This is a genomic window from Rubrivivax soli (assembly GCF_049810355.1).
Classification (GTDB): Bacteria; Pseudomonadota; Gammaproteobacteria; order Burkholderiales; family Burkholderiaceae_C; genus Rubrivivax.
Genome location: NZ_CP187368.1, coordinates 5,855,086 through 5,881,006, shown reverse-complemented (window position 1 = coordinate 5,881,006; position 25,921 = coordinate 5,855,086). Strand labels below are relative to the sequence as shown.

Genomic DNA, 25,921 nt, shown 5'->3' with positions numbered 1-25,921 from the left:
CAGGTGCAGTGCCTGAAGTGCGTGCCCTTGCGAACCGGCCGACTCGGGGTGGTCCTGCGGCAAATGGGCAGGCGTGTCCATGGCGTCAGCCGTGGATGGTGCAGCGAACGGTCACCGCCGCTGCGACGTGCCCGGCAGTTCCACGCGCGCCTCCAGCCCCTGCCCGCCGCCTGCGCGCGGCCCCAGCACCAGATGCCCCCCCAGCGCCTGGGCCAGCTCGTTCGCAATCGCCAGGCCCAGGCCGGTGCCACCGGTGCCGCGATTGCGCGAGTCCTCCAGGCGCACGTAAGGCTGCAGCACGGTGGCCAGGTCACCCGAGGGAATGCCCGGACCCCGGTCCAGCACGCGCACACGCCACCCGCCCGACCCACCAGCTTCCACCGTCAACTCGGCGGCACCCGCAAACTTGAGCGCGTTGTCCACCAGGTTGCACAGCAGCCGGCGCAATGCCCGGGGGCGGGTGTCGCAGGTTCCGTCGATCGCCTGCAGGACCCGCACCGGCAAGCCTGTATCGGCGTAGTCACGCGCCATGCTTTCCACCAGGGCGCGCAGCTCAACGCGTTGCAGGGGCTCGTGCACAGCCTGCGGTGAGCGTGCGTAGGCAAGGCCCTGCTCCACCAGCGACTGCATCTCGGCCAGATCCGCATGCAGCTTGCCCTGCAGCACGCGGTCGTCCAGCAGGTCAGCGCGCAGCCGAAGACGGGTGATGGGTGTCTGCAGGTCATGCGAGACAGCGGCGAGGATCTGCATGCGCTCCTGCAGGTGCGACTGGATGCGCTGCTGCATCCGGTTGAACGCCGCGGCGGCACGCACGACTTCGCGCGGCCCGTCTTCTGCCACTTGCACAGCAGGGCAGTCGGTGCCCAACGCATCGGCCGCATCGGCCAGCGTGCGCAAGGGCTGCGTGGCCGCCCGCACAGCCCAGGCGCACAAGCCCACCAGCAGCGCCAACTGGAGGGCCAGCATGCCCAGTGCCCATGGGGACACTTCAAGCCGCGGCTCGTCAAGGTCCACGGCCAGGGGCGTGTCATCGGCCAGGCGCAGCTGCAGCCGCAGCTCGGTCCCCGGCACGTGGGGGTTGATCACCTGCACGGCGCGGTCGGCAGGCAATGCGGCCTCCACCGCTCGGGCGACGAGGCGCGCAAGCGGCGAGGGATCATCAGGTCCTTGCACCGGCTCGGTGAGCGAGAAGCGGTAGTTGCGGCGCTCCAAGCGACCGACCCACAGCGGACGCTCCGTGGCGGGCACGCGCTCCAGCATGGCCACGGCGCTGGCCACATCGCTCGCGAAGTACGACACCATGGCCCGCCGCATCGTCATCCCACGTTCCGTGAGCGTGAGCGCGAAGGTCAGTGCGTGTGCCAGCACCAGTCCCAGGGCGAGCACCAGCAGCATGCGGCCGAACAGCGATCGCGGCCACGGCTTCATGGCGCGGCCTCTCGGGGCGCTGATGCGGCCTGCACGTCAGCGCAGAACACATAGCCCTCGTTGCGCACCGTCTTGATGTACCGAGAACCGCGCACGCCATCGCCCAGCCGTTGTCGCACTCGGCTCACCAACAGGTCGATGGAGCGGTCGAACACATCGGCATCGCGCCCCTGCGTGAGCTGCAGCAGTTGGTCACGCGTGAGGACGCGCTGCGGGTGGGCGGTCAGCACGCGCAGCAGGCGGTACTCAGCGCCCGATAGCGCCACGATCGCGCCTGAGGTGTCCAGCAGGTGGCGCGCGGTCGTGTCCAGCTGCCAATCGCCAAACGCCAGGTGGCGGACGGGCTCTGAGACGGCCAGGTTGGGCGGCAGCATGCGCGTGCGCCGCAGCACGGCATGGATGCGTGCCAGCAGCTCGCGCGCCGCAAAGGGCTTTGTCAGGTAGTCGTCCGCACCCAGCTCCAGGCCCAGGATGCGGTCCGCCTCCTCACCGCGTGCGGTGAGCATGATGATCGGCAGCGGCGGCGCGCCCGGACTTCGCAGCTCGCGGCACAACGTGATGCCGTCGGTGCCGGGCAGCATCAGGTCCAGGACCAGCAGGTCGATGCGCTGGGTGGCCAGCACGTCGCGCATCTGCCGGCCCTCGGCCGCGACGCTCACCTGCAGGCCCTGGCGCCGCAGATATTCGGCGGCCAGCTCGCGGATGCCGGGGTCGTCGTCGACGATCAGGATGTGGTCGGGCGCTGGCATCGTCAAGGCCTCCATTGTCCGGGCTGTGGAGGGTTCGTGGAGGGGCAACCGAAGGCCAGTGTGTATCTGGACTTGTGCGTCCGGCGCCCCGACAAGTTCACATACCAAGAGCCCCTTCCGCGACAAATCGCCGACAACTGCGCCGGCTTCAATGGGGCCTTCCTGAACTTCACGAAGACCTCCCCATGAATCCATCCATCGTCGTGCTCGCCCTGCTGAGCTGGGCCCTGGCGGGCGCTGCCAGCGCGCAAGATGCCGACAAGGTGCAGGCCACCGCTGCCACGCAGCCCGCCTCCCAGCCCAAGGCACCCCTGGGCCGGTGGGTCACCGAAAGCGGCAACCTGGAGGTGAACATCGCCCCGTGCAATCCGGGCGGGGACCCCACCTTGTGCGGCAGGGTCGTGCGGGTGCTGGCCAACCGCTCCATGAGCGCGCAGGGCACCAACATGGCGGCAGCCGATCCAAGGCCCGCCCTCGGCATGACGCTGCTGTCGGGCCTGCGTGCGGCGGACGCCGACCACGGCGAGTACCAGGGCGAGATCTACAACCGCGAGAACGGCAAGACCTACCGCGCCCGTCTCACGCCGGCCGAGCCCGAGCAGCTGCTGGTGCACGCCTACGTGGGCATCCCGCTGTTCGGCAAGACGCAGGTGTGGCGCCGACCGACCGCCGAGCAAGGGGGCGCACAGTGACGATGGTCAGCACCGTCACCTCACCCTGGCTCGCCGTGGCGGCAGGCATGCTCACCGTCGGCGCGCCCTGTGTGCTGCCGATGCTTCCGGTGGTGCTTGGAGCGTCGGTGGGCGGTGGTGCCGCTGTGCAACGCACCCGTCCGCTGTTCATCGCCCTGGGCTTTGCGCTCTCCTTTGCAGTGGTCGCGCTGCTGTTCAGCACTTTCACGCACGTGCTGGGTGTGTCGCAGGAGGACCTGCGTCGGTCTGCTGCCGTGATCCTGCTGTTGTTCGGCGTTCTCATGGTGTGGCCCCGCCCGTTCCAGTGGCTCAGCCAAAGCGCCGGCGGCTTGATCAACCGCGTCGCCGGCTTGGGCATGGGCAGCGGGGGTGGCAATGGGAGCGGGTTGCTGCTGGGCATGAGCCTCGGCGCTGTCTGGACACCCTGCGCAGGGCCTGTGCTCGCCTCCATCCTCACCCTCATCGCCACCGAGCCGCCGGGCTTGGGCACCGCAGTGCTGCTGCTGGCGTACTCCACCGGTGCGGCGTTGCCCATGCTCGTCATCGCGTACGGCGGCCAAGCCGCCGCCACCCGTGTGCGCCGCATTGCCCGCCACGCGCACCGGATCCAGCAGGTGTTTGGCGTGGTGGTGATCGCCGTCGCGCTCGCGATGCTGTGGGAAGTGGACGGGCAGATCACCGCCTGGCTCACGCAGTTCATGCCCTCGAGCCGGAACGCCCTGTAGGCCATCACCCACTGCAAGGAGCTCTCACCTTGATGTCTCACCCCTCTTCACCTCCCCTCGCTGCGCGCCGCGCATGGTTGGGCTCGCTCGCCGCCACCGTGCTTGCGGCTGGGTGGGCTCGGACCGCTGCGCACGCCAGCACGCACTCAACGCTGCCCGACTTCGGCACCGCGCCCGAGTTCACCGGGATCGAGCGCTGGCTCAATTCCGAACCACTGACCCTGGCCCAGCTTCGCGGCCGAGTCGTGCTGGTGGACTTCTGGACCTATGCCTGCATCAACTGCATCCGCACCCTGCCCCACGTGAATCGCTGGGTCCAGCAGTACACGCCCCTGGGCCTCACGGTGGTGGGCGTGCACACGCCGGAGTTCCCGTTCGAGCGCTCGGCCAGCAATGTCGAAGCGGCCATGCGCCGACACGGCGTGAAGCACGCCGTCGCGCAGGACAACCGCTACAGCACCTGGAAGGCCTACAGCAATCAGTACTGGCCCGCGACCTATTTGATCGATGTGCAAGGCCGCATTCGCTACAAGCACTTTGGCGAGGGCGCATACGAGCGCACCGAGAGCGTGATCCGCACGCTGCTTGCAGCACGCCGCTGAGCACGCGGATCACGCCCGCGGCCTGAAGGCTGCAGGCTGGCGCGTCAGCGATCAGACCTCCATGTCACGCAACACTCCTCACCGAGCACCTCCACCCATGCAACACTTTCATCGCCACCTGACGCGGTCGCTCCCTGTCGTCGCCCTGGCCTGCACGCTGCTGAGCGCAGCCCCGGACCTCCGAGCCCAGGCGCCTCAGCTGCCGCCACTGGATGCCACCAACCCCGTGACCTTGCAGCTCATGCAAGGCTTCCCACCGCCGCCCGACAAGATCGTGCGGCTGGCCAACATCCTCAAGTACCCCAACGTGCGCTGGGCTGCGCAGCACCTGCGCGCGTTGGGACCCACCGCCACCATCTGGCGCGGAGCGTCGGCCCCCAGTACCCTGCCTGCCGCGCCGCGTGCCTTGTCCGACACCTTGGCGTTCGCGGACGACAACGGTGTGTCCACCAACCTCGCCGACTGGCAGAAGTCCACCTACACCGATGGCCTTCTGGTGCTGCACCGGGGCCGCGTGGTGTACGAGCGTTATCACACTGGGATGCAGCCACAGCAACCGCATGTGCTGTGGTCCTTGAGCAAGTCGCTGGTGGGTCTGCTGGTGACCGAATTCATCCAGGAAGGCGCGATCGATGCGAGCGCACCAGTCATCCGCTATCTCCCCGAACTGGCCGGCAGCGCCTGGGCCGATGCCACCGTGCAGCAGACGCTGGACATGACCACTGGCGTGAACTACGCCGAGAACTTCGCTGACCCCGGATCGGGCGTCTTTCAGTACCTGGCCGCTGCTGGTCTGCAGCCTGCGCCCGCAGGCTCGACAGCCGCCAAGAACATGGCGGAGTACCTGCCCACCTTGCAGAAGGCGGGCGAGCACGGTGTCGCGTTCGCGTACAAATCGGTGGACACCGAAGTGCTGGGATGGCTGTTGCAGCGCGTGGCCGGCAAGAGCTACGCCGCACTGTTGTCGGAACGCATCTGGGCCAAGCTGGGCGCACAGGAGGATGCCTACATCTTTGCCGATGCCAACGGCAGCCAGACCACGAGCGTAGGCGTCAACGCCACGCTACGCGATCTGGGCCGGCTGGGCGAGATGCTGCGATCCGGTGGCCGCTTCAACGGACAGCAGATTGTTTCGCCCGCCTCCGTTGCCGAACTGCGCAAGGGCGCCGATCCCGCCAAGTTCAGCAAGGCTCCTGGCACCGCCATGCGTGCAGGCTACTCGTATCACAACCAGTGGTGGCTGGCTCACGACGACGACGGCAGCTTCGAAGCCAAGGGCCTGATGGGCCAACACATCCACATCAATCCGGCGGCTGAACTGGTGGTCGTCAAGCTTTCCACACACCCCGTCCCCAACACCGCGTTCACGCACGCGTTGGACCGGCGGGCCTTTGCCGCACTGGCCAAGGCCTTGCGCTGAGTCTTGCTCGCGTCGCCTTTCGCTGCCTGGGCCGAACTCCTTCTCTGTCCCTGGGGCGCGCAGCAGTTCCGAACGAAGGACCTGCACCGAGAAGACCCGGATGGGAATGGACCAGTGAGTCAGGCGATGTGGACCAAGACTTCGCTGTCCACGACCCATGCCGGCGCGCAGCCGCAACCAAGCGTTGGACCTCACTTCCTGGCCTTCATGAAGGGCTTTTCGCCCCACATCCCGACATAGAGCCTCCTCAGATTCTGAGGCACGAGCTTCCAGCCTTCCCGCTGGATTTTTTCGTCCTTGATGTCCCACATCAGCGATTCGACGTACGCCACGTCGATGCAGCGCGACGTCGACTCATCGCCGGTCGCGAGCAATCTGGACACAAGGCTCAGATGTGCAACTGCGGTTGATGAATCCCCGCGTTTGATCGCGGCAGTTGTTGACAGCGAAAAGCGCTCGATCCAGGTGTGGGGCGCATCTTCGTACCCCTCTCGGTCCAGGGCCTCATCGATCCGTGATGCCTGTTCCGGAAAGGCTGCGCGAAGCGCCTCGACGATGCGAACGGTGGCTGCGTGCTCAGAATTGGCGGACATGGAAGGCGTATTCTCAGATCAAACGCAACACCTGCAGTCGTCGGGACAGCGACGGTTCGCTTCCAGAGGCGGTCATTCGCTGCATCCGACCTCGATGGCGCGGTTCCGGAGACCGTGTGCGTCCACACGACAAGATCGAGTGATCCCGGACCAGTAACCCGTGGCGGCCACGCGGGACATTGGCGTGATCCCACCGCAACTGGTCGCGCGCTCCGAGCGTCCGTCGTTCGCCGGACTCGATCTTCCTGACCCTGTAGCAAGCCCCTGGATCCGGTGCCGGCCATCTAGGGACACTGTGCGCTCACAGCCGCTAACGCCATCGCCTCCAAGTCGATCACCGCATCAGCCATCTCCGTCAGCTCTGGCGTCTGCGACACAAAGTACTCGCGCGCGTACCCACCCAGTTCAAGCACTCGCCGCTTCATTGCCATGAACATGCGCTTGCGCTCCGGGTCCAGCGGTCCGTCGGTCTCGTCGGAGAACAGGGTGTCGTAGCGGCGCCCGGTGTTCTGCGCCAGGTACAGCGCCACGGCCCGCACCAGGCACTCGTTGATCCAGACCCGTTCGCCGCCGCTCATCGCCGAGGCACTCTTGTCCTCTCCCGACGCTGCGTCGTAGACCCGGATGTCGAAGCCCTCGCGCTGCTCGCCCTTGGCCGTCTCCTGCAAGGTCTCGATGGCCACCGTGAAGCGCGGGCCATAGCAGGCCAGCAGCAGATCGTTCACCAGGCCAGACAAGGTCGGGCCCGCATCGTCGATGGCCAGCGCGATCAGGCCATCGTTGCCCATGCAGCGGGCGAACAGCAGCCAGTTGGCGAGTTCCTGCTCCACCCGTCCCGTGCGGGCAGCGGCTGCGTCGCGCCGCCGGCCATGCTCCTCCATCCGGGCCGACAGGGCGGCAAGCGCCTGCGCGTCGCGGACGGCGGCCAGATGCGAGCGCTCTGCCTCGTCCAGGGCGCCTTGCCTGCGCCCCATCTCGGCACGGGCCTGTGCGAGCCGCGCGGCGTCCAGCGGCGACGGCAGTGCGTCGATCGCGGTCTGGAGTCGCTGGATGGCCGCCTGTGTCTGAGCTTCCAGCAGCGAGACACGCTCGGCAACGCGCATCCGGCTGGCGACGATCTGCTGGCGCTCGGCCGCTTCGGAGTCGGTGTCGATCGCGATGTCCGCACGGGCCGACGGGTCTGGGGCGCGCAGAAGAGCGGCGAGTTCGTCCTCCGCCTCCACAAGACCCGCGCGCGCCTGGCGCATCTCCGGCTCGCGCGCAGCCATGACGGCATCGGCCGTCTGACGGGCCAGGGCGCGCCTCGACTGGCGCTCGGCACGGCACAGCCTCTGCGGTGCGCCGACGTTGAGGCTCACCGCCACTTGCTGGGCTTGCAGTTCACGCCGAAGACTGTCCCGCTCCGCAGCGAGGTGACGAATGCGCTGCTGGGCGCTCGGCGCCAGCGCGGCCGCTTCCCGCGCGTCCGACAGCAGGGAGCATTGCCGCTGCATGGGCATGCCGCTGCAGGGCACCCGGTCGCTCATTGCCAGGCGGCGACTCAGGTCCTCCGCCTGGAGCGCGGCCTGCCCCGCCTCGCGCTCGAGCGATGCCAGCCGCTGCCCGAGCCCTGCGAAGGCATCGCGACGACGCGCAAGGTCCTGGACTGCAGCCCGAAGCGCCAGCACGCGGTCCTCGCGGCGACGTACCACCTCTGTCGCCAGCGGCAAACGGCGGCCGGCTCGAGCCACCACGGCCTCGTCCGCCAGCGCCCGCTGCAGGGACCGGATGCGGGCCTCCAGTCGTTCGCGCAGCGCCCTGGCCTGCGCGACACGCTGCGCCACACGGCCATCGAGACGTGCGAGCTGATCCGCTGCCTCCCGATCCTGCGTGCGGAGGTCCTGCAGGGTGCGATTACTCGCGACACGGGCGCCCGCCAGTTCCTCCACCAACTCCGCTCTCCGGCTCTCGACAGCCTTCGCCTGCACGTGCAGGGCCTTCAAGGACGCCTCGTGCGTTCGTGCAGCATCCAATTTTTCTTGGGCTGCCTGCCGGCTGGCTTGCGCCGCCTTGACCCTCTCGTCAGCGCCGTGCCATCGACGGGCGTCATCCTCCAACCGCCATCGCTCGGCATCGAACGCGGCTCCCTCGGCGCGCAACGCCGCCAGCGCCGCCTTCAACTGCCGCGCCGTCTCGCCCGCCTTCTGACCGAGCGCGCGGATGTCCTCCTGCCCCAGCAGATCGGCCAGCAGGGCCTTGATCTCGCCGTTGCGGTAGGTGCTGAGCTGCCGCTTTCCCTGGGCTGAGAAGACCGACGTGAAGAAGGTGTCCGCCGGCCCGCAGATGGCCGCGACGCATCGCGCGTAGGTCTCGACCTTGCCATCGGAGACGGTGCCGTCGGGCAGCGCGGCGGGCGACCACGTGCCGGCGTCATCCAGCAGCAGGAGATAGGCCTCGGTCCTGCGGCGGCTCGCGGTATGGCCGTTCATGCGGATGACCACCTGCGAGCGGTAGCAGCGCCCGGCGTGCGTCCAGTGCAGGTCCTTCTCGTTCTCGGGCAGACAGACCTGGTCGTAGTACGAGAAACCGCCCGGTCCGGCCTGCGCCGCCCGCGACGGCATGGTCAGATAGGGGTGCAGGTTGTCCATCACCGTGGACTTGCCGCGGCCGTTGGCGCCTGCGATGGCGACCAGCGCAGCACCATCGGCCAGCCGCTCCAGATCGAGCGTCAGCTCGTCCAGCCCGAGGCCGTCGCGGATGCCCCGGAAGCCCCGGAGCCTGAGTGAGAGAGGCTGCATGATGCGTCCTGTTCTGGAATGGAAGTCCGAACAGATTGCCCCTCAGATTCCGGGCATCAAGGTCTATGTGCCGAGTGACTGCTGGCGCTGGCCCGCGCATTCGACTCGGGCGAACCGACCCACACGGACGGCTACTTCCGGTCCGACGCGCGATAAGGAACTCGCAATGCCGCCGACCGCTGTCAAAGTACAGCCGCCATCGAGCGACATCCGGTTGAGTCCACCCGATCGCCAAAACGGTCTTTCACCATCTTGCTGACAAGATCACCGGCGCATGAGCGCAGTACGCCCGCGCGTTTGTTGCTCGAACTGGCGCCGCCGACCCTGTGCTGTCCTTCGTCAGGTCGACCTGTGCTCCAGCAGCGCAGTGGTTGCTGACGATCGACGCTCGATGGCTCAACTGACGATGCCCGCGCGGAGCAGTCACTGGGTGCGACGACCCGTATCGCGGTGGCCGCTGTGCAGCGTGCACCCGTCACGATGGAGTGGCCGACGCCTATCGCTCCGTGGCACGAAGGATCGATGAACTGTCCCGAGGCCTCAACGGACGATCCCGGCCTCCAGGACCTCCGCCATGACGCCCGCCTGCCAGGTGAAGTAGGGGTTGAAGGTGAGGCGCGCGTGCACCTTGCCCGGTTCGCTGTAGCCCCATTCCGAGAACCAGATCTCGCCGCCCTGCTGGCACGCTTGGGTGGCCTGCGCGTCGTGGCCGTTGTGACACAGGCGCAGGGTGCCTTCGCGGCCGTACAGCGCGTTGTTGGGCGAGAAGAGCACACCCATGTGCGAGAACTGGCTGATCCGCCAAGCCGGCAGCATGTCTGGCTGCGTGAGGATCCTCGCGTCGTCGCCTTCACGCTGTGGAGGCCTGCCGTACCAGACCAGTCGACTGGCGGGGTGCGGGAAACGGGTCTGGAACGTCTTGACTGCATGGTCGGTGTCGACCACCGAGTCGCTGGCGGCCAGCACCATCAACACCGGCTTGTCGAAACTGCCGGACGCCAGGTGCCGCTGGGCCAGTCGGCTGCTGCGGTGAAACTGCGCAAAGCCATTGGTGGGCACGTTCGAGTAGCGCATCGGGATGGACTCCGTCGCAGACTTGGTCTCCGCCAGCCAAGGCTTCACGTGCCGCAACATCGGTGTCACCCAGCCGAAGGGGACGGACGAACGGAAGGCCGGCGAGAAGAGCAGCAAGCCCGCCACGTCCTTGGTCGAGTAGGCCTGGTCGAGCACGAGGTTGGCTCCGGTGGAGAAACCGCCCAGGTAGACCAAGCCGGCATCGCGCCTCAGCAGGTCGGCTTGTTCGGCCACGGTGCGGCGCCAGTCCTCCAGGCGCACCTCCAGCATGGCCTCCGGGACGGTCCCGTGGCCCGGCAGCAGCACGGTGCGCACGAGAAAGCCCTGACGCGCCAGTTCAGGAGCCAGGTCATGGAAGGCCCAGGGCGAGTCGCCCAGGCCATGGACCAGCAGCACGCCGCCCCGGGCCTGAGCCGCCGGGCGCCACTCGCGGGGAACGTTCAGGCCCGCCAGGCGCAGCACGTCGGCGCCATCGCCGCTCCGCGGGGCCATCACCCTGCGCAGCGCATCCGATGCGTAGGCGGCGAAGCTGTCGAAGCTGACGGCGCGCCGCTCCGAGCTGTCGGTGGCGCAGCCGCTGGACAGGAGCAGCGCCAGCAGTGCAAGAACTCGTGCGACCCGGCGGCGGATCATTGGGCGCTCCCAACGGCCGTCGGGGCGCGGCGCACCTTGAGCGCCACCAGGCTTCCTCGCGCCTTCATGTCGCCCGAGAAGGCACCGCCATCCGTTGCCACGTACAGCGTGTCGCGGTCACCGGGCAGCACGCCGAATGCGGCGTCGGTCGCGCCGGTGACGCCTTGAGTCGCATTGGCGACGATGCTGCGCTCGCCCGCTTGCGTGACGCGCACGATGGTGTTGAACGGGTGCGTCGTGATGTACAGCGTGCCCTGTTCGTCGATGGCGAAATCGTCGCCGGGAATGCCGCTCGCAAACACACCGAACGGGCCGAACCGGCCATCCTGCCCCAGCGTGGTCTTCAGGACCTGGGCGGAATCCGACACCGTGACGTACAGGTCGCGGCCGAAGAAGTGAAGACCGTTGGCCCCAGGCGCCAGCGCAACGAAGACACGGGCGCGCAAGGCATCGCTCTCGATGGCCCGGCTGACCGCCCCAGACTTCGGGTCGACGCGCCAGATCACGCCCATCGCGGCATCCGCGACGTACAGCTGCTGGTCGGGGCCGACCGTGATGCCGTTGGGCCAGGCACCTGTCGGCAGCTGGGCAAAGAGCGCACCCTTGCCGTCTGCACCGAGCCGCCACACGCCGAGTCGGGCGCCCTGGCCGGTCATGTACATGCCGCCTTGCGCATCGAAGGCGATGACGCCTGCGGTGGCGCCCTGCGGCAGCTCGAAGAACACACGCTCGGTGCCATCGGGTGCCCGTGCGATGACCTGCGCGCGGACCTGGCGCTTGTCACCCGTGGCGTAGTTCTCGCCCAGGTTGCTGGTGAGGTAGACCGTGCCATCAGGCCCGACCTGCACGCTCTCCAGCCACTGGCCCTCGCCATAGGACTTGACGGTTCGGGCGGATGCCACCGGCGCCAGGGGCAGGGCCTCGGCCTCGGGCAGCGCAAGCACCCGCAGGCCCAGCGGCTGGAGGAGTGCCGCGACGACGGCACCGGCCAGCAGCAAGGCGGTCATGGCGAGTCCTTGAGTTCGTTTGCGAACGGCGTGCAGCAGCGCGGTTGCGCTGCCGACAAGCACCAAGAAGACCGCGGCAAAGAAGACCAGGAAGGGCTGGGCCATCGACGCCAGCATGGCCAGGCCACCGAGCAGTTCCAGGCCGCCCAGCGTCCACCGAGTGCCGCGCCCCAACCGCAGCGCTGCAACCTCAGCGCGGCTCTTCTCGGTGCCGAAGAGCTTGGCGGCTGCCCTGGCGATGAAGCTCAGGCCGACCAGCAGTTGAATGAGCAATGCGAGTGGGTTCATGATGATTTCCTGTAGGAGGCTAACGAATTGGGCGTGACGACGCCAAGAGGTAGGAAGCTACCGGTATGGGTGTGAAGTGAAGAGGTGGGTAACAAGCGGCCGGGAATCAGCCGCCGTCGAGGTTGGATTCGATGCGGCTCAGGGCGCGCAGGAACTCGAGGCGTTCCTTTTCGGTGAAGCCCTGGAACATCTTGGCGACGAGGGCGTCGCCAGCGTCGCAGAATGCCTGGGACGACACCAGCTTGCGGGCCGCCTGCCCCAGGTACAAGCGCTTGACGCGCCCATCATGGGGATCGGCATGCCGCACGACATGGCCCTCCTTGACCATGCCGTCGAGGATGTTGGTCAGCGTGGGCGAGGTCACCGACAGCCTGCGCTGCAGCTCCCTGTGCTCCATCCCGTCGCCGTGCAGCAGGAACTGCAGCACGTCGAACTGCGCGCCCGTGACGTCGAACTGCTTGACCGTCTGCTCCACGGCGCGCCGCAGCGCCAGGTAGGCGCGCTTGAGTTCGAGCGTGGGGTGCGACATATCGGTAGTGTCCTACCCAACCAGCGGCACTGTCAAGCCACTTCTCGGCGATTCACCGAAGAGCAGAGTCAGACGCGGACAAAGCCCGAGTTATGTCCGCACAGCCCTGTGGGGTGTACGACCCGATCTGCCAGCGCAGTGATTGGAACGCGATGGTCGTCAGCAGCTTCGGAGCTCAACGAAGGACAGAGGTAGTTCCGCAACGTGTGTTCGCAGCTTTCGGATGCTTGGCTCAGCCGTAGCTTGCTCGGGTAGGTGATTTCGGTCGACGAACGACAGCTGTCGCCACCCCAAACTTTCTGCACATCATTGGCGAAGGTCAGGCTCCAAAGTAGACCAGCCATCCGCTTGCAAGACCATCACGGACTCCTTTGGTTCGTCAGCGGGTCCTGCTCGGCGCAGGCAAAGCGCCTGCTGTCTGCACACCAGCGGTCGCTCGCGCTAAGCATCGGCTCCCGAAACATCGTCGGCATGCGGCGCCAGGACTGCCGCGACGATGTGCTCGGGCTCGGTCGTCATCACCCGCTCCAGGCACTGCAGCAGCGGCGGCGCGTGGACGTGTGTCGCCGTGGCCCAGGTCCTGACCTTGTCGGCCAGGCTGACGAGTTGCGAGATGCCGGGCGCGCGGGTGCGCACCACGGGCACGATCCGCCCTTCGAGCTGGACATCGGCGGCGCCGGACAGAGCACACTCGATGGCACCGCGGTCCACCGCGTGCCGGTCCTCGTCGGCCACGGTCCAGCGGACCCGCACGCTGACGCCGGCCAGTTCCTGCGCGCGAACCGCCTCTCGCAACTGGTCCAGGTCGGGCCGACCCTCGAACACGATGTCCAGCGTTCGCCGCGCGGGCGTCGGTTCAAGGCGGCAATCCACCCCGTTCGGTCCCACTTCCCACAGCAGGAACCCCTTGTCGCCCTGCTCTCCGTGGTGGAAGCGACCGATCGACCCGGCGTAGGCAATGCACTGGCGCCGCTCGCCCTCCCCTTGGATCCAGGCCTGGTGCCGATGGATGTGGCCGAGCAAGGTGGCCTGCGCGCCGGTGCTGAACAGCGCCCCGGGGGTGAACTCGTGGTCGAACCCGGCCATCGGCACGCCGTGCTCGGTGACGCAGCCGAAGACCGTGCCATGCGACACCGCGAGCGCCGGCACGCCGGCAGCACGGGCCACGCCGTGGATGCCGGCGTAGCCCTGCAGCAGCCGGACCAGATGCTCGCCCTGGGCCTCGGCGACAGCGGTGGCGCCGACCGATGCCGCGACGGCCGCCTTATTGATCGACGGAATGCAGGTGAACAGTGCCCTGGCACCGGAAGGCACCTCTGCGAAGCGCGGACCGTCGGACGTGAGCCAAGGGTCGGCGGCAGATGCATCGGCCACCGACAGGTCCCGGGGCGATGCGCTACCCATCAACGCCACCTGACCGATCCGGTCCGCGACGAAGACCCGATGGCGGCTGCCCAGCAGCCTGAACACGGACAGCGTGCCGGGCGGCTCGTGCGACCACGTGCCCTGGAGCATCAGCACCGGGCAATGATCGGCCAGCCTCCGCACCTGCGCCAGCAGCCGCAATGCCGCAGGCGCATGCAGATCCAGGGCGTGATCGGTGGCATCCCCGGAGATCACTGCAACGTCGACGGCGAGTTCGATGGCGCGGTCCACCGCTGCCGAGAAGCAACGATCGGCCTCCTCCAGGATGCGCGGCCCGTAGTGCAGGTCGGACAGATGCGCCACCCGCACGCGATGCGCCTGACGGTGCGAACCGTGCGCTCGCGGATGCCCATCCGGGATGCGCGGCACCTCCGCGCGTGGCGCACCGGTTCCGCCTGGCGGTCGTCCCTGCGCGCTCACGACGCCACCTGCTGCAGTTCGGCGTGGACCTTGTCCGCGTAGCCCTTCGGATCGTTCCGGAAGCGCTCCAGTTCGCCGAAGGCCCGCTGCCGCCCTTGCGGATTGAGCTTCCACCCTGGACCCCACCGCGCGGCCGCGTAGCTCAGCCAGGTCTGCGCAGGCACGCCCATCGCGGTCAGCCGCCCGAGCACATGCTCCAGCGTCGGCGGCATGCCGTCTGCCGTGGGATCGCTCGCAGCCAGAGATTGCTCGACGGGCTCGGGTCCCTGCCCTGGCGCCGAGAAGGCGTTCTCCCGGTGCCCCTGGAGCACGCGGGCGGAACCATCGGCCTGCAGGAGCACGGTGTCCCGATCGTCCTGCTCCCGCATGAGCGTCGCCACGTCGACCGGCGCTTCCAGTTCGATGATCCACTGCGGCACCCGGACAGTCCGCCCCTGGTCATCGATGTGCGCCACCTCCATCAGCCGCTTGGTCAGGTAGAACGGCGTGCCCTGGCGGTCCAGGAACCCCGCGAGCCGGCCTCCCCGCAGGAACGCCACGGTCTCGAAGGTGCGGATCGCCGCGTTCATCGCGTAGAAGCTGCGCGTGTGCAGCTCGAAGGCGCTGATCGAGCGGATGCCGGGGATGAAGAACAGGAAGCGTCCGGTGAGGTTGCACTGCCGCTGCTGGTACTCCGGGCAGGACTCCGGCTGGCACAGCCCGCCGCTGTCCTCGCGCGGGACCGCCTTGCGGCCGCCGAACAGCCGAACGGTGCGGCGCCCGGTCGCGTCCACAGGCACCGGCGCGTGCGTCATGCAGTGGCGCCATCGTCCGTCGGTCGAATACTCGGACCAGAAGCGCTTGTCCTGCGCACCCCAGGTGGCCAGTTCATGCGGCATCACGCTCTGCCAGCGATCGGTCGGGAACACCACCGGGAAGCGGTAGAGGCGCCGGCCCTCGCCGCGGTCCTCGCCATGGAGGTCGAGGATCTGCGCCGCCAGCAGGGGGTTCGGGAAGTCCTGGGCGCGCACAGTGAACCACGGCACGTTGCGCGGAACGAGCGGGCTCTTGAGCTCAGGGCAGGCCTCGGCCAGCGCACGCTCGATCTGGTCGAACGACTGGCCCTGGTTCAGGCCCTGTTCGTAGATCGCCTGCGCACGCGGCTCCTCGGCGGCCCGGCGGGTCAGGACCTTGATGCCCGCGCGGATCTTGCCGCCGGTGGGCAGGCGGGGCGTTCCGCCGCCCAGCAGGGTGGGCAGAGCGGCAGGCCCGCCGTGCAGAACGACGGCGGGCCGGGGATTGGGGGATGGAGATGAGGCCATCGGCGGTCCTCGGTGGGCGTCGGGGGATTCCGACAAGCCATCGTCTCGCCTCGGCCCGGGTTTTCAACCCAGCCCGCAACTCCGCAAAGCGCCGGCAGCGACTGCTCGACTTCTATGCGGAATCTCCAGCCCGTTCTACGCGCCGCCTGAGTCCGACCCAGTCCGGCCGGCCGCGCTGCTCCAAAGCGGTCGGCCGGCAGGCCATCGTTCCTCCAGCTTCACCACCATGAAGCAACCGTTCGCGGTCTCACACAACCGACCCGAGGCGGGCATCGCAGCGTGCACGCTCGCCGCCCGTTAGCCGACCCGTGCGCTGCGTCTGGCGCCCTGGACCCTGCTCTGACACCACGCCCGAAGCGCTCGCAGGTCGCATCTCAGTGTGCTGCCAGCGACCGCGGAATGCGGTTGCGTGCAATCCAGCATGCTGTCGAGCGCAAGTTATCGTCGGAACTGTCGACAACCGTTACGCGTGCCGGATCATGCGGCGCGAAACCAGAAGTGTCACCACGCCTCTCCAAGGTCAGCCTCAGTGGATGGTCCGCCGCAGCGCTGGCCGTCAGCGTGTTCCTGACCGGGCTCGGCTTGACCGCAATCTGGCGCCACTCGCTGCGCCAATCGGCAGAGGCCGAAGACTACTCGCGCTTCACGCGGCAAGTGGATCAATTGCAGGCGGACGTCGCGACCCGATTCAGGCTCCCGCACTACGGTATGGCCGGCTTGCGCGCGAGCGTCGCTGCCGCTGGCGGCGCTCTGAGTCGTGATGGATTCCGCGACTACGTTGAAGCAAGAAACCTGAAGACGGAGTTTCCTGGCGTCCGCGGCTTTGCTTTCGTGGAGCGGGTACCTCGTTTGGCAGTGCCCCTGATGGAGGCCGCCGAGCGCGCTGGGGGCGTCAGCTCGTTTACGGTGCGCAGCAGCGGTTCAGCGGCCGAGCTCTACGTGGTGCGCTACATCGAGCCGTTGGGCCACAACGCTGAGGCCTTAGGGCTCGATCTGGGCTGGGAACGACTGCGTCGTCAAGCGATCGAGCGCGCCATCGACTCTGGCGAACCAGTGCTGACTGCGCCCATCAGCCTTGTGCAAGATCAGCGCCGAAGCCCCGGCTTTCTGTACCTGTTACCGCTCTACCGGCATGGGTCCGACCCATCGACCGCTGAGCAGCGCCGAACTGCACTGCTTGGGTTGTTGTACACCCCGATCGTCGTGGCGGAGCTGATGGCGGGAACGGCTAAGCTGGAGAGCGAGGGGGTGGACTTCCGGTTGCTCGCACAAGCCGGGGCCTCAGGACCGGTCGTCGTCTTCGATAGCAGCCGTGCGCTTGCCAACACGACCGGGGAGCCACCGACCCAAAGCTACGTCGATCGCCACTTCACAGCATCGCGTAGGCTCACGGTCGGTCAGCAGCAGTTGGAACTGCAGGTCGCCAGTACTGCAACCTTCGAACGCGCCAGTGACGCCAGGGCATCGTGGACGGTTGGCGTAGGCGGCGTGTTGTTGAGCACATTGCTTGCAGCCACGCTCTGGCTGTTGGCTAGGGGGCGTGCGCGCGCAGTGGCGGCTGCCGAGGCAATGACCGCCGACCTCGACCGGCTGGCCAAGGTGGCCCAGCGCACATCGAACGCGGTCATCATCACCGACAAAGAGAGACGCGTTGTTTGGGTGAATGAAGGCTTCACTCGCATCAGCGGCTACACGCTGGACGAGTTCAAGGGGCGCGTTCCGGGACATCTCTTGCAAACCGAGAACACCGACGCGAAGACCGTGCGCGCAATCGGTGAACAGTTGGGACGAGGAACCGGGTTTCGAACTGAGATCTGCAACCGCAGCAAAGACGGCCGCGACTATTGGGTCGACATCGATGTGCAGCCACTGCACGACGCTCGAGGTCAGTTGACGGGGTTCATGGCAGTCGAGACCGACATCACCGAGATGCGATCGGCACGCATGCACTTGGAGCGTCTTGCGCGCGAGCAGGCTGTCATGCTCGACAGTGACCTGGTCGGCATCGTCAAGCTGCGTGATCGGGTTTCGGTGTGGTCGAACCGTGGGCTGGGGCTCATGTTCGGCTACAGCGAGGAAGAATTGCGCGGCGCCCCCGCACGCCTGTTGTATCTCGATGACGAGAGCTACGCGGCACTAGGCGCCGCGGCTTACCCCGTGCTGAGCAACGGAGGCACCTATCGCACCCAGCTGCAGATGCGACATCGCAGTGGCAGCCCCATCTGGGTCGATCTCAGCGGAGTACGGGTTTCGACAGATCCCGACGAGTCCATGTGGCTGATGGTTGACATCACCGCCTTGAAGCAGCATCAACTGGCGATGGAGCGGGCGGCACTCTACGATGCCCTCACAGGACTTCCCAATCGCACGCTGCTCCAGGACCGACTGTCCCAGGCATTGACTGGCGCAGGGCGACGAGGACAGGCCTTGGCCGTAGCCTACATGGACCTCGACGGGTTCAAAGCCGTGAACGACACGCACGGACACGACGCCGGCGACGCCGTGCTTTGTGCCGTGGGCGAACGTCTGCACGCGACGCTACGCGAGTCCGACACCGTGGCGCGCCTCGGTGGCGATGAGTTCGTGTTTGTCTTGTCGCCAGCGGGTACTGATCGAGAAGTAGCCGAGGTGCTGCGCCGCGTGCAAGCAGCCATCGGCCAGCCCGTGCCGCTTCCTTCCGGGGCGCACGCGATGGTCGGTGCGAGCATTGGCGTGGCCCGGTACCCAGAGGACGGGAACGAAGCTGCGATCCTGCTAACTCTGGCCGACGAGCGGATGTTTCGGGAGAAGCGATTGCGGCACCGCTCCTACGACCGCGAGACAGTGGCTGTGGCGGTCCGCTGACGAGTGGGTCCCGAGCCAACCTTATTGTTCGCGGGCAAGCCAAGTCGCGCAGTGGATTCGCCTGCTCTCAGCGGACGTTCAATTTGGGCAGCTGATGGCCTGATCGAGCCAGCGAGCACCTCGAACTCGTTGCCGAAGTCCGGCCACTCGGGAACACGCCAGGGTAAGGATCGCGAGCGCTCCGGCCAGGACCGCTTGTGGCCGGGTCGAGGCAACCAGCGCCACAGATTCGCCGTCGAAAACCGGTTGCCCAAAGGCATATCGAGGCGCGAACTGGGAGGAAATCGTTCAGGACCGCTCCTGGCCGGGTCCGGGTCTACGCTGATTTCGCCGTGAGCTGACACTGGCGAGCGATGCCAACGACTCGGAGGTCAGCTTCATGGCGCGGCCACAGACTCACGCATGCGGCCAGAAGCAGCCTTTCAGCAACGCCGGCTCCCCGGCGCATCAACGGCCGCATGCGCACATGTCGACGTTGACGATATTCAGCTCACTGGCGCTCCCGTTCTGGCAGGTGTGCAAGTCGATGTCGAACAAACGTTTGCGCATAGGAGTCTCAAACGCCCGCGCACAGCCCAACAACCAAGCCGCGACCAGCCAGACCAGCCAGACCAGCCAAGAACAGATCTCTGCAGCAGTGAGATCATGGCTGCAGTACCCATACTTCGGACCGCCTCGCCGCTTCCCCTGGGGCGCGTTTGTCCTTGATCTTTGGCCTCGATTTCGGGGTTGGCCCTCATTCGGTAACGCCGCGCCCACTTGGCGCGAAGGGTTGCCCGGCCGCGCTGCGGCACTGTGGCCCGCGGAAGTGGTGTCGATCACGGCCGGCATGGGCCCGGCGGTGTTTAGACGGCTTCAGTCCTGCGCCGCCTCGCGCGCCCGCCCCCTGGGCGGCGGCTGCGGGTCCCGGTCGAGGTGCGTCAGGATCTTCTCGATCACCGGCCGGGGTCGGGCGGGCGGGGCGGTCGAGTCGCACCGGGCGCGCAAGTCCGGAGTCCCAGGCGCCGGACCGCTGAAGGACGACGATCGACCGATGATGGGCCCCGGCGGTCGCTGGCAAGCGGCCGCCGGCTGCGAAGGCGCCACCACGGCTCATCCGTAGCGGCCGGGCAGCTGTGCGAGCGCGCGCTCGATGGGCGCGTCGGCGGGCAGGTCGGCGGCTGCCGTGGCGAGCGTGGCGGCATCGAAGCCCAGCTTGTGCAGCCACTTTGCCGCGCTGGCGCGGGCGGTTGCGTCGGCGCCCGGCTGCGCGGCGACCCACTGCAGCAGCGCCGCGGCGCGGCGCGGCTCGCCGCGCGCGGCCAGCGCTCGCGCCGCGCCCACCAGGCACTCCTCGCGCACCCAGGGCGTGCCCAGCGTGTCGGCGACACCGAGCGCCTGCCAGACCCAGGCCATCGCGCGCCCGGCTTCGCCGGCTTCGCTCGGCTGCAGCGGCTCGCAGCGCGCTTGCACCAACAGCGCGAACACCTGCACCAGCGGCTCGGCCTGCTCGCGCCCGCTGGCCAGCGCGCGCGCCGCGGTCGCCACGGCCTCGCCGGCATGACCCAGGTCCTCGTACACCAGCGCGAGGTTGGTGAGCAGGAAGGGATCGTCGGCGCGCATGCCGTGGTGCCGACTCCAGTGCAGGCCCTCCTCGAGCGCGGCGATGGCCTCGCGGCAGCGACCCATCATGCGCAACAGGTTGCCCAGGTTGTTCAGCAGCGTGACCAGGTGGACCGTGTCGCCGAGGGCGTGAAACAGCGCGCGTGCCGCCTCGTAGCCGTGCAACGCCTCCTCGTGGCGGCCGCGCTCCTTGTCGAGCATGGCCCGCGACGTGAGGCCGTGCGCCTCGCGCAGGCGGTCGCCGGCGGCACGGGCACCCGCAAGGTAGTTGTCGATCCACACCTGGGCCTCGTCGTACGCACCGCGCTGCCAGTGCACGCTGTGCAGCGTCATCTGTGCGTCCGCGAGCGCCTGGGCCAGCGCGTCGGCGAGTCCGCCATCGTCGGCCCGATCCGTGCCGAGCTCGATGCAGCGCAGGGCCGACGCCGCCGCCGCGCCGAGATCGCCGATCGCATACTGCAGGTCGGCCAGACCGGCCAGCAGCCGCGCCCGCGCCACCGCGGTGCCGGGCACGGGCTCGAGCGCGGCCAGCGCCTGCTGCCACTGCGCGATCGCCTCCTGCCAGCCCCCGCACTGGCGATCGTGCAGCTGCAGCGGGCCCGCTAGCCGGCGCAGCACCTCCGCATCGCGCGCGTCGACCGCCCAGCGCCACGCGGAGCGCACGTGCTCCGGCTCGGCGACGACGGCCGCGAGCTGCACATCGGCCGACGCCTTGCGCACGGCGTGCAAGCGGTCCGCGACATCGCGCGCATGGCGCTCGCGCACGGCGTCGGCGCCGGTCGCCCGCGGCGCGGCGCAGCGCCGCAGCAGCGGGTGCAGGGCGAAGCGGCCCTCGCCGTCGGCTTGCAGCAGCGAGCGGTCGACCAGCGTCGCCAGCACTGGCAGCGGCGCCTGCAGAACCTGGCGCGCCATCGCACGACCGACTGGCTGCGGCAGCAACGCCAGCTGCGACAGCACGCGCTGCCCGGTGGCGTCGAGCTGCTGCCAGCTGCGCTCGAAGGCGGCGCGCAGCGTGCGCTCGCCCGACGGCGCGGATTCGAGCACCTCGAGCGAGGCGTCGAGCTCGTCAACGATCTCGGGCACCGGCATGAGCCGGCGCCACGCCGCGAGCAGCTCGATCGCCAGCGGCAGCCCGTCGACGGCGTGCAGCAGCCGCACCAGGGCCGGCGCCTCGGCGGCGAGGTCGAAGCTCGTCGCGACGCGACGCGCACGCAGCTCGAATAGGCGCACTGCATCGTTGGCGCGCAGCACCTCGGGGTCGGTCTCGTCGAGGTCGGGCAGCGGCAGACCGCCGAGCGGCAGGCGCTCCTCGCCGGCAACACCGGTGCTGGCGCGCGAAGCGACGAGCAGCTGCACGCCGCTGCCCGACAGCAGGTTGTCGAGACCGGCCGCCAGGTCCAGGTGTTCGGCGTTGTCGAGCACCAGCAGCCGCCGCCCGCCGCCCAGCGCCGCGGCGAGCGCGGTCCAGGGCGGCTGGCTACCGTCCAGGCGCAGTCCGAGACGCGCCGCCACGCGCGGCGGCACCTCGTCGGCGGCATGCAGGTCCGCCAGCGCGACCCAGCAGCAGGCCGGGCCGGCGCCAGCCAGTGCCGCCCGCGCGAGCGTGCTCTTTCCGACGCCGGGCGGCCCGGTCAGCACAAGCAGCCGGCCCTCGGGGTCGGCCAGCCGGCGGCGCAGCTCGGCGAGCTCGAAGCGGCGGCCGACCAGTGCCGTCGCGGCCGCTGCCGGCGTGGCCGCGCCGTCGGCTGCGCCCGGCCCGGCCCGGGCCCGCGCCAGCGCCAGCGCCGCAGCGGCGGCCTCGTCGTGCGGGTCGTGGCGCAGCATCGCCTCGGCGAGCACCGCGGCCGCCGCCGGCGCATCGGCCAGCTGCGCCAGCCGCCGCGTGCAGGCGGTGTGCCAGCGCGACTGCAGCCGGCGACGCTCGGCCTCGAGCCAGTCGAAGGTCTCGGCGGGCAGCGCCTGGTCGAGGCCAAGCAGCAGCGGGCCGCCATAGGCGGCGATCGCGTCGTCCAGCCGGCCCGCGTCGCAGGCGTGCTCGAAGCGCTCCAGGTCGGACGCCGGCGCCCAGCGCAACAGCTCGCCGCGCTGCTCAAGCGTACCGACGCCATCGAGCTTGCGCGCGAGGTGGATCACCTTGCGCAGGTTGCTGCGCGCCGATTCCAGGTCGCGCTCGGGGTACAGCAGGTCGGCCAGCTCGTCGCGACGCACCCAGTCGCGACGGCAAGCCAGCAGCGCGAGCAGCGCCCAGGGCCGTTCGGCCGCGAAGGGCACCAGGGTATCGCCGCGGCACAGCGCCGGGGCGCCGAGCAGCCGCACTTCCGCCAGGGCCTCAGCCGCCGCCCCGCCTCCTGCACCGTCCGCCGCCATCCTTCCCTGCCCCCCCACCACCCCCGCCGCCACCTGCGCGGCAGCCCCGCGTCAAGCCGGCGAAACGCCGACGAAACGCCAGCCGCCTAAGTTCCGCCCCGTTGCCGCCACCGTGCGGCAGATCCCGGAGCTTCAGGAGCCAATGATGCAGCAGGCGATGCAGATGAAGATGGCGGGCCCGCCCGCGCAGGGGCCGCAAGGGGCCGGTGCCGCACCACCGCCGGCCGGGTCGCGCGGCCGGCGCACCTACCTCGTGATGCTGACCTGGGCATTCACGCTGTTCAACTCGGTGCGCGTGCTCGCCTACCTGCCGACGCTGTGGGCGATCCACCAAAGCGGCGACTCGAGCCAGCACTCGCTGTGGACCTGGTGCACCTGGCTGGGTGCCAACGCGACGATGGCGGCCTGGCTGTACGAGACCAACGGCTGCCGCATCAGCCGCGCCGTGGTCGTCAACGCCGGCAACGCGACGATGTGCGCGCTGACCGTGGCGCTGATCGTGGGGCATCGGCTGTGAGGCGGGCAGCATGGCGGCTGGCCGCGGCGCTCGCAGCCGGCGCCGCTGCGGCACCGGCCTTGCCGCAGCCGCTGGCCGACCGGATGCACGCCGAGGGCGTGGAGTGGTTCCGCGCCGCGCGCTTTCCGGCGGCCTTCGGGCGATTCGTCAGGCTCGCCGACCTCGGGCACGAGCCCTCGGCGCGCTACGCGCTGTGGATGTGCCTGAACGGGCCCGAACTGTTCGGCCGCGACTGGGACTGCCATGGCGAGCAGCTGCAGGACTGGTCGCGGCTGGCCGGCGTGCCGACGCCGCCGTTGCGCCCGCGCCTGTACGGCCGCACCATCGTGGCCGCGGACCGGACGGCGCCCACGCCGCCGCGCGGCCGCCTAGCCCCGCCGCCGCGGTGAGCGGGCCGGGCGTCCCGCAGGAGCCGGTCGCGGCCGGGGCGACGTGTCCCTGCCCGGAAGCGGGCTTCGACATCAGCCCGCCGGGGCCGATGCAGGGCCGGTGGGGCCGGGCGACGCACCGACAGCGTCCGTGCGAGCCCGCCACGGCCACCACCACGGCCGGTACGCCAATCCGGCGGGCCCTGGAGGACGCCGGGCCGATGGCCGGTCCGGTCGCGTTCGCCGACCTGCGCCAGCGCTTCCCCGGCCTCGAGTCGCCCAGCGCCGAGCTGCTGCTGCGGCTGCTTGTCGCGCAGGACGGCTCGACCACCCGGCTGTGCGAGGCTCTCGCCGGCACGCCCGTGCACGAGCGCGTGCTGAGCCAGCGCGTGACGCGCGACGTGCCGGCCGCGCTGCACGACCTGCTGCCGGGCGAGCGCTTCGTCGAGAGCGTGCGCTCGCTGGTCGCCTGTGGCGACGTGCTGGCCGACAAGCTGGTCTACGCGGCCCTCGACGGCGTCGACGCGTCACTGGGCGAGCAACTGCAGACGGGGCTGCGCCCGGTCGGCCGTCTGCTGGCCCGACGCTGGGTGCGACGCGAAGCCGTCAGCGTGGGACCCGAGCTGCTCGGCCGGCTGTGGCGCGTGGTTGGCATCGCCGATGCGGCGGCCCTGCGCAGCTACCGCCTGTGCACGCACGAGGGTCCGCAGATGCTGGTCTGCGAGGCCTTTCGCGGCGGGCTGTGGCGGCACGCGCGGCGCGTGCTGCGCAGCGGGCCGGTGCTGGCCGGGGCGACGTCGTGACGGCGACGGCGCTCCGCCGGCGCCTGACCAACGCCGCGGTCCCGCAGACGGCTCAGGCCAGCGCCCGCGCGGCCCAGCCGCCGACCCACGACGTTACCGAGACCAGCAGCGCCAGGATGCCGCACTCGAGGAAGGCGTCAAACTCGTCCTTGACGAATTGAGGCAGCTCAGCGCCAGTGCTGGCCTCGGTGTGCGCGACGAAACTGGCCGCGTGCTGCTGCACCACCTGGTACAGCGTGGTCTGCTCGGAGCGGTGGCGTTCGCAGTGGAGCGGTGCGCCGTCCGGCGCCCGCTGGGGCTGCCGGCCGATGGCTTGCAGGATGGGCTCCCGGTGACGGGAGCCCGCACGGTCTCAATCCGTACTGCGCGCATCAATCGCACTGAGGACCGTCGACCGATTCGTGCCCTCCGCCGAGGGACCACCTTCGAGTGCGTTGCTCTGGTCGGACCGGCGGTTTCAGGGCGACGAGATCGAAGCCATGGATATCGCTGATGGGTCGGTAGTACCAGCTCGCCGCCGGCAATAGCGGTCGTTCGGCTGCAGCCAGGTCCGCGACTGCGGTCGGCTGGCCGACTGCAAACGTGGACCGGTCATCGGTGGCCCCAACCGGCATGAGACTGCGCGCGGCCAGAGCCGCCGCTCCAGCGCCGAGCCCGAGTGAGCGCACCCAGTCTGGAGAAGACTCTGGATCTCAAGCCAGCAACTCGAACCACAGTGCCTGTTCTCAAACGCATACCTTTAGCGCCGCAGATCGTCGCTGCCATCCCGGTCACGGTTGCCGCGCCCCACGATCTCAAACATCATTGGCATTCAATATGCGACTCCATGAAGACTTATGAGGAAAGCGCTGCAGGGGAGGAAGCCACGTGGGGCCTCCACGCAAACCATTGCGCAGTCCTGATGCTGGACGTTGTCAGATCGGTGTGCATCATGGGAAGCGACAAAGCATCCGCCATCCCGCGCTGGCGGCGCGCGGTCGAGCCGGAGGCGGTCTGATGGGCGACATCACGGTTGAATGGGCTGTGTCGCGCCGCGGCTGCCTCGCCTGGATCGCCGTATGCGCCGCGCCGGCACATGCTGCTGACGACCTGTGCGACCCGCTGCTGCCGCGGCCTGCCGATACCCCGCATGGCTACCGCATGCGAGGCACGCGCTGCGAGGGCATCTTTGTGAGAGAGGTGGCCGGCGACGAACTGCGCATTGCCGGGCTCGTGCAATGGCTGGCCAACTTCGATCCTGCACACGACGGCGCGCTCTCGCTGCGCTGGGCCTCCGCACCTGGCGACGGCAACCTGCATATTCGCGCGCACGGGCTCGGACGCCGCAACTTCTATCGCATGGACACACGGCGGCCGATCAGCAGCGGTCGCTACGACTGGCCGCTGGACATGTTGGCCGCGCGCGGCCTGCGCCGCCCCGACATCGCGCTGCTGGCACGCACCCGCCATGGCAACGACGAGTTACTGGTTCCGCTGCAGTGCGGGCCGCGCCCCGCAGATGCCTCTGCCTCCCGCCACGTGCTGACGACCGTGCCGCAGGTGGAGCTGTCGCGCCTGGGCCTACGCTGGTGGCACGCCGACGACCGCCCTGCCCCCGCGGCCGAGCCGGCGCCCGGCTATTACCCTGCCGAGCGGCCAGTGGAGTTGGTTCTGCAGCCCGCCCGGCCCGGCATCCACCACGGCGAGCTATCGGCGGTGCTGCGCCAAGGCGGATCGGCGACGCTGGCGTTCCGCTTTCACCACCCCGGCTGGTAGAC

At 69.1% G+C, this 25,921-nt stretch carries 20 protein-coding genes; 9 read left to right on the top strand and 11 right to left on the bottom strand.

What is annotated here, in order from left to right; genetic code table 11:
* Window positions 1-111 precede the first annotated feature (111 nt).
* Together ACPOLB_RS27010 and ACPOLB_RS27005 are read right to left on the bottom strand one after the other, a co-directional pair.
* The gene (locus tag ACPOLB_RS27010) at window positions 112-1,428 is read right to left on the bottom strand and encodes an ATP-binding protein (protein ID WP_425259165.1); all 1,317 of its coding nucleotides are present in this window, start codon (window positions 1,426-1,428) and stop codon (window positions 112-114) included.
* A complete protein-coding gene (locus ACPOLB_RS27005; protein ID WP_425259164.1) occupies window positions 1,425-2,177 on the bottom strand; it encodes a response regulator in 753 nt (250 codons plus the stop codon). The genes ACPOLB_RS27010 and ACPOLB_RS27005 overlap by 4 nt, the downstream gene beginning before the upstream one ends.
* 185 nt (window positions 2,178-2,362) lie before the next feature.
* Between ACPOLB_RS27005 and ACPOLB_RS27000 the strand changes: the two genes are divergently transcribed.
* The 4 genes from ACPOLB_RS27000 (at window position 2,363) to ACPOLB_RS26985 (ending at window position 5,616) form a co-directional block, all read left to right on the top strand.
* The gene (locus tag ACPOLB_RS27000; RefSeq protein ID WP_425259163.1) at window positions 2,363-2,869 is read left to right on the top strand and encodes a DUF2147 domain-containing protein; all 507 of its coding nucleotides are present in this window, start codon (window positions 2,363-2,365) and stop codon (window positions 2,867-2,869) included.
* Window positions 2,870-2,871: 2 nt separating this feature from the next.
* Window positions 2,872-3,594, top strand: a complete 723-nt coding sequence (locus ACPOLB_RS26995; RefSeq protein ID WP_425259162.1) for a cytochrome c biogenesis CcdA family protein — start codon at window positions 2,872-2,874, stop codon at window positions 3,592-3,594.
* Window positions 3,595-3,626: 32 nt separating this feature from the next.
* Window positions 3,627-4,196 (top strand): redoxin domain-containing protein, encoded by a 570-nt coding sequence (locus tag ACPOLB_RS26990; RefSeq protein ID WP_425261984.1) that lies wholly within the window; start codon window positions 3,627-3,629, stop codon window positions 4,194-4,196.
* A gap of 97 nt (window positions 4,197-4,293) precedes the next feature.
* Entirely contained in the window at window positions 4,294-5,616 is a 1,323-nt protein-coding gene (locus tag ACPOLB_RS26985; RefSeq protein ID WP_425259161.1) for a serine hydrolase domain-containing protein, read from the top strand.
* 191 nt (window positions 5,617-5,807) lie between these two features.
* On the opposite strand, the gene ACPOLB_RS26980 is transcribed toward ACPOLB_RS26985, so the two are convergent.
* The 7 genes from ACPOLB_RS26980 to ACPOLB_RS26950 all read right to left on the bottom strand — a co-directional run bounded on the left by ACPOLB_RS26980 (window position 5,808) and on the right by ACPOLB_RS26950 (window position 15,663).
* Window positions 5,808-6,209, bottom strand: a complete 402-nt coding sequence (locus ACPOLB_RS26980; RefSeq protein ID WP_425259160.1) for a DUF7674 family protein — start codon at window positions 6,207-6,209, stop codon at window positions 5,808-5,810.
* Window positions 6,210-6,493: 284 nt separating this feature from the next.
* On the bottom strand, window positions 6,494-8,986 hold the full coding sequence (locus tag ACPOLB_RS26975) for a DNA repair protein (protein WP_425259159.1): 2,493 nt from the start codon (window positions 8,984-8,986) through the stop codon (window positions 6,494-6,496).
* Between the two features lie 540 nt (window positions 8,987-9,526).
* Entirely contained in the window at window positions 9,527-10,693 is a 1,167-nt protein-coding gene (locus tag ACPOLB_RS26970) for an alpha/beta hydrolase (protein ID WP_425259158.1), read from the bottom strand.
* On the bottom strand, window positions 10,690-11,988 hold the full coding sequence (locus ACPOLB_RS26965) for an SMP-30/gluconolactonase/LRE family protein (protein WP_425259157.1): 1,299 nt from the start codon (window positions 11,986-11,988) through the stop codon (window positions 10,690-10,692). The genes ACPOLB_RS26970 and ACPOLB_RS26965 overlap by 4 nt, the downstream gene beginning before the upstream one ends.
* Before the next feature lie 106 nt (window positions 11,989-12,094).
* A complete protein-coding gene (locus ACPOLB_RS26960; protein WP_425259156.1) occupies window positions 12,095-12,517 on the bottom strand; it encodes a MarR family winged helix-turn-helix transcriptional regulator in 423 nt (140 codons plus the stop codon).
* A 441-nt stretch (window positions 12,518-12,958) separates the two neighbouring features.
* Window positions 12,959-14,311 carry a metallophosphoesterase family protein gene (locus ACPOLB_RS26955; protein ID WP_425259155.1) on the bottom strand — a complete coding sequence of 451 codons (1,353 nt, stop codon included), beginning with the start codon at window positions 14,309-14,311 and terminating at the stop codon, window positions 12,959-12,961.
* Between the two features lie 47 nt (window positions 14,312-14,358).
* Entirely contained in the window at window positions 14,359-15,663 is a 1,305-nt protein-coding gene (locus tag ACPOLB_RS26950; RefSeq protein WP_425259154.1) for a hypothetical protein, read from the bottom strand.
* A 498-nt stretch (window positions 15,664-16,161) separates the two neighbouring features.
* Between ACPOLB_RS26950 and ACPOLB_RS26945 the strand changes: the two genes are divergently transcribed.
* Complete coding sequence (locus ACPOLB_RS26945) at window positions 16,162-18,507, top strand: sensor domain-containing diguanylate cyclase (protein ID WP_425259152.1); 2,346 nt, start codon at window positions 16,162-16,164, stop codon at window positions 18,505-18,507.
* A 1,092-nt stretch (window positions 18,508-19,599) separates the two neighbouring features.
* On the opposite strand, the gene ACPOLB_RS26940 is transcribed toward ACPOLB_RS26945, so the two are convergent.
* Entirely contained in the window at window positions 19,600-22,425 is a 2,826-nt protein-coding gene (locus tag ACPOLB_RS26940; protein ID WP_425259151.1) for an ATP-binding protein, read from the bottom strand.
* 196 nt (window positions 22,426-22,621) lie between these two features.
* Between ACPOLB_RS26940 and ACPOLB_RS26935 the strand changes: the two genes are divergently transcribed.
* The 3 genes from ACPOLB_RS26935 (at window position 22,622) to ACPOLB_RS26925 (ending at window position 24,164) form a co-directional block, all read left to right on the top strand.
* Window positions 22,622-22,993 carry a hypothetical protein gene (locus ACPOLB_RS26935; protein ID WP_425259150.1) on the top strand — a complete coding sequence of 124 codons (372 nt, stop codon included), beginning with the start codon at window positions 22,622-22,624 and terminating at the stop codon, window positions 22,991-22,993.
* Window positions 22,990-23,382 carry a hypothetical protein gene (locus tag ACPOLB_RS26930; RefSeq protein ID WP_425259149.1) on the top strand — a complete coding sequence of 131 codons (393 nt, stop codon included), beginning with the start codon at window positions 22,990-22,992 and terminating at the stop codon, window positions 23,380-23,382. Before ACPOLB_RS26935 ends, ACPOLB_RS26930 begins: the two co-directional genes overlap by 4 nt.
* A 200-nt stretch (window positions 23,383-23,582) precedes the next feature.
* Window positions 23,583-24,164 carry a hypothetical protein gene (locus ACPOLB_RS26925; protein WP_425259148.1) on the top strand — a complete coding sequence of 194 codons (582 nt, stop codon included), beginning with the start codon at window positions 23,583-23,585 and terminating at the stop codon, window positions 24,162-24,164.
* Between the two features lie 52 nt (window positions 24,165-24,216).
* On the opposite strand, the gene ACPOLB_RS26920 is transcribed toward ACPOLB_RS26925, so the two are convergent.
* Window positions 24,217-24,390, bottom strand: a complete 174-nt coding sequence (locus ACPOLB_RS26920; RefSeq protein WP_425259147.1) for a hypothetical protein — start codon at window positions 24,388-24,390, stop codon at window positions 24,217-24,219.
* Between the two features lie 770 nt (window positions 24,391-25,160).
* Here ACPOLB_RS26920 and ACPOLB_RS26915 point away from each other — a divergent pair.
* Complete coding sequence (locus ACPOLB_RS26915; protein ID WP_425259146.1) at window positions 25,161-25,919, top strand: hypothetical protein; 759 nt, start codon at window positions 25,161-25,163, stop codon at window positions 25,917-25,919.
* The last annotated feature ends 2 nt before the right edge of the window (window positions 25,920-25,921 follow it).

Coding starts and splice junctions, on each gene's coding strand:
- ACPOLB_RS26975 (WP_425259159.1), bottom strand. CDS start 8,986: ATGCAGCCTCTCTCACTCAGGCTCCGGGGCTTCCGGGGCATCCGCGAC.
- ACPOLB_RS26995 (WP_425259162.1), top strand. CDS start 2,872: ATGGTCAGCACCGTCACCTCACCCTGGCTCGCCGTGGCGGCAGGCATG.
- ACPOLB_RS26985 (WP_425259161.1), top strand. CDS start 4,294: ATGCAACACTTTCATCGCCACCTGACGCGGTCGCTCCCTGTCGTCGCC.
- ACPOLB_RS26970 (WP_425259158.1), bottom strand. CDS start 10,693: ATGATCCGCCGCCGGGTCGCACGAGTTCTTGCACTGCTGGCGCTGCTC.
- ACPOLB_RS27005 (WP_425259164.1), bottom strand. CDS start 2,177: ATGCCAGCGCCCGACCACATCCTGATCGTCGACGACGACCCCGGCATC.
- ACPOLB_RS26925 (WP_425259148.1), top strand. CDS start 23,583: ATGGCCGGTCCGGTCGCGTTCGCCGACCTGCGCCAGCGCTTCCCCGGC.
- ACPOLB_RS26915 (WP_425259146.1), top strand. CDS start 25,161: ATGGGCGACATCACGGTTGAATGGGCTGTGTCGCGCCGCGGCTGCCTC.
- ACPOLB_RS26965 (WP_425259157.1), bottom strand. CDS start 11,988: ATGAACCCACTCGCATTGCTCATTCAACTGCTGGTCGGCCTGAGCTTC.
- ACPOLB_RS27000 (WP_425259163.1), top strand. CDS start 2,363: ATGAATCCATCCATCGTCGTGCTCGCCCTGCTGAGCTGGGCCCTGGCG.
- ACPOLB_RS26980 (WP_425259160.1), bottom strand. CDS start 6,209: ATGTCCGCCAATTCTGAGCACGCAGCCACCGTTCGCATCGTCGAGGCG.
- ACPOLB_RS27010 (WP_425259165.1), bottom strand. CDS start 1,428: ATGAAGCCGTGGCCGCGATCGCTGTTCGGCCGCATGCTGCTGGTGCTC.
- ACPOLB_RS26990 (WP_425261984.1), top strand. CDS start 3,627: ATGTCTCACCCCTCTTCACCTCCCCTCGCTGCGCGCCGCGCATGGTTG.
- ACPOLB_RS26960 (WP_425259156.1), bottom strand. CDS start 12,517: ATGTCGCACCCCACGCTCGAACTCAAGCGCGCCTACCTGGCGCTGCGG.
- ACPOLB_RS26935 (WP_425259150.1), top strand. CDS start 22,622: ATGCAGCAGGCGATGCAGATGAAGATGGCGGGCCCGCCCGCGCAGGGG.
- ACPOLB_RS26950 (WP_425259154.1), bottom strand. CDS start 15,663: ATGGCCTCATCTCCATCCCCCAATCCCCGGCCCGCCGTCGTTCTGCAC.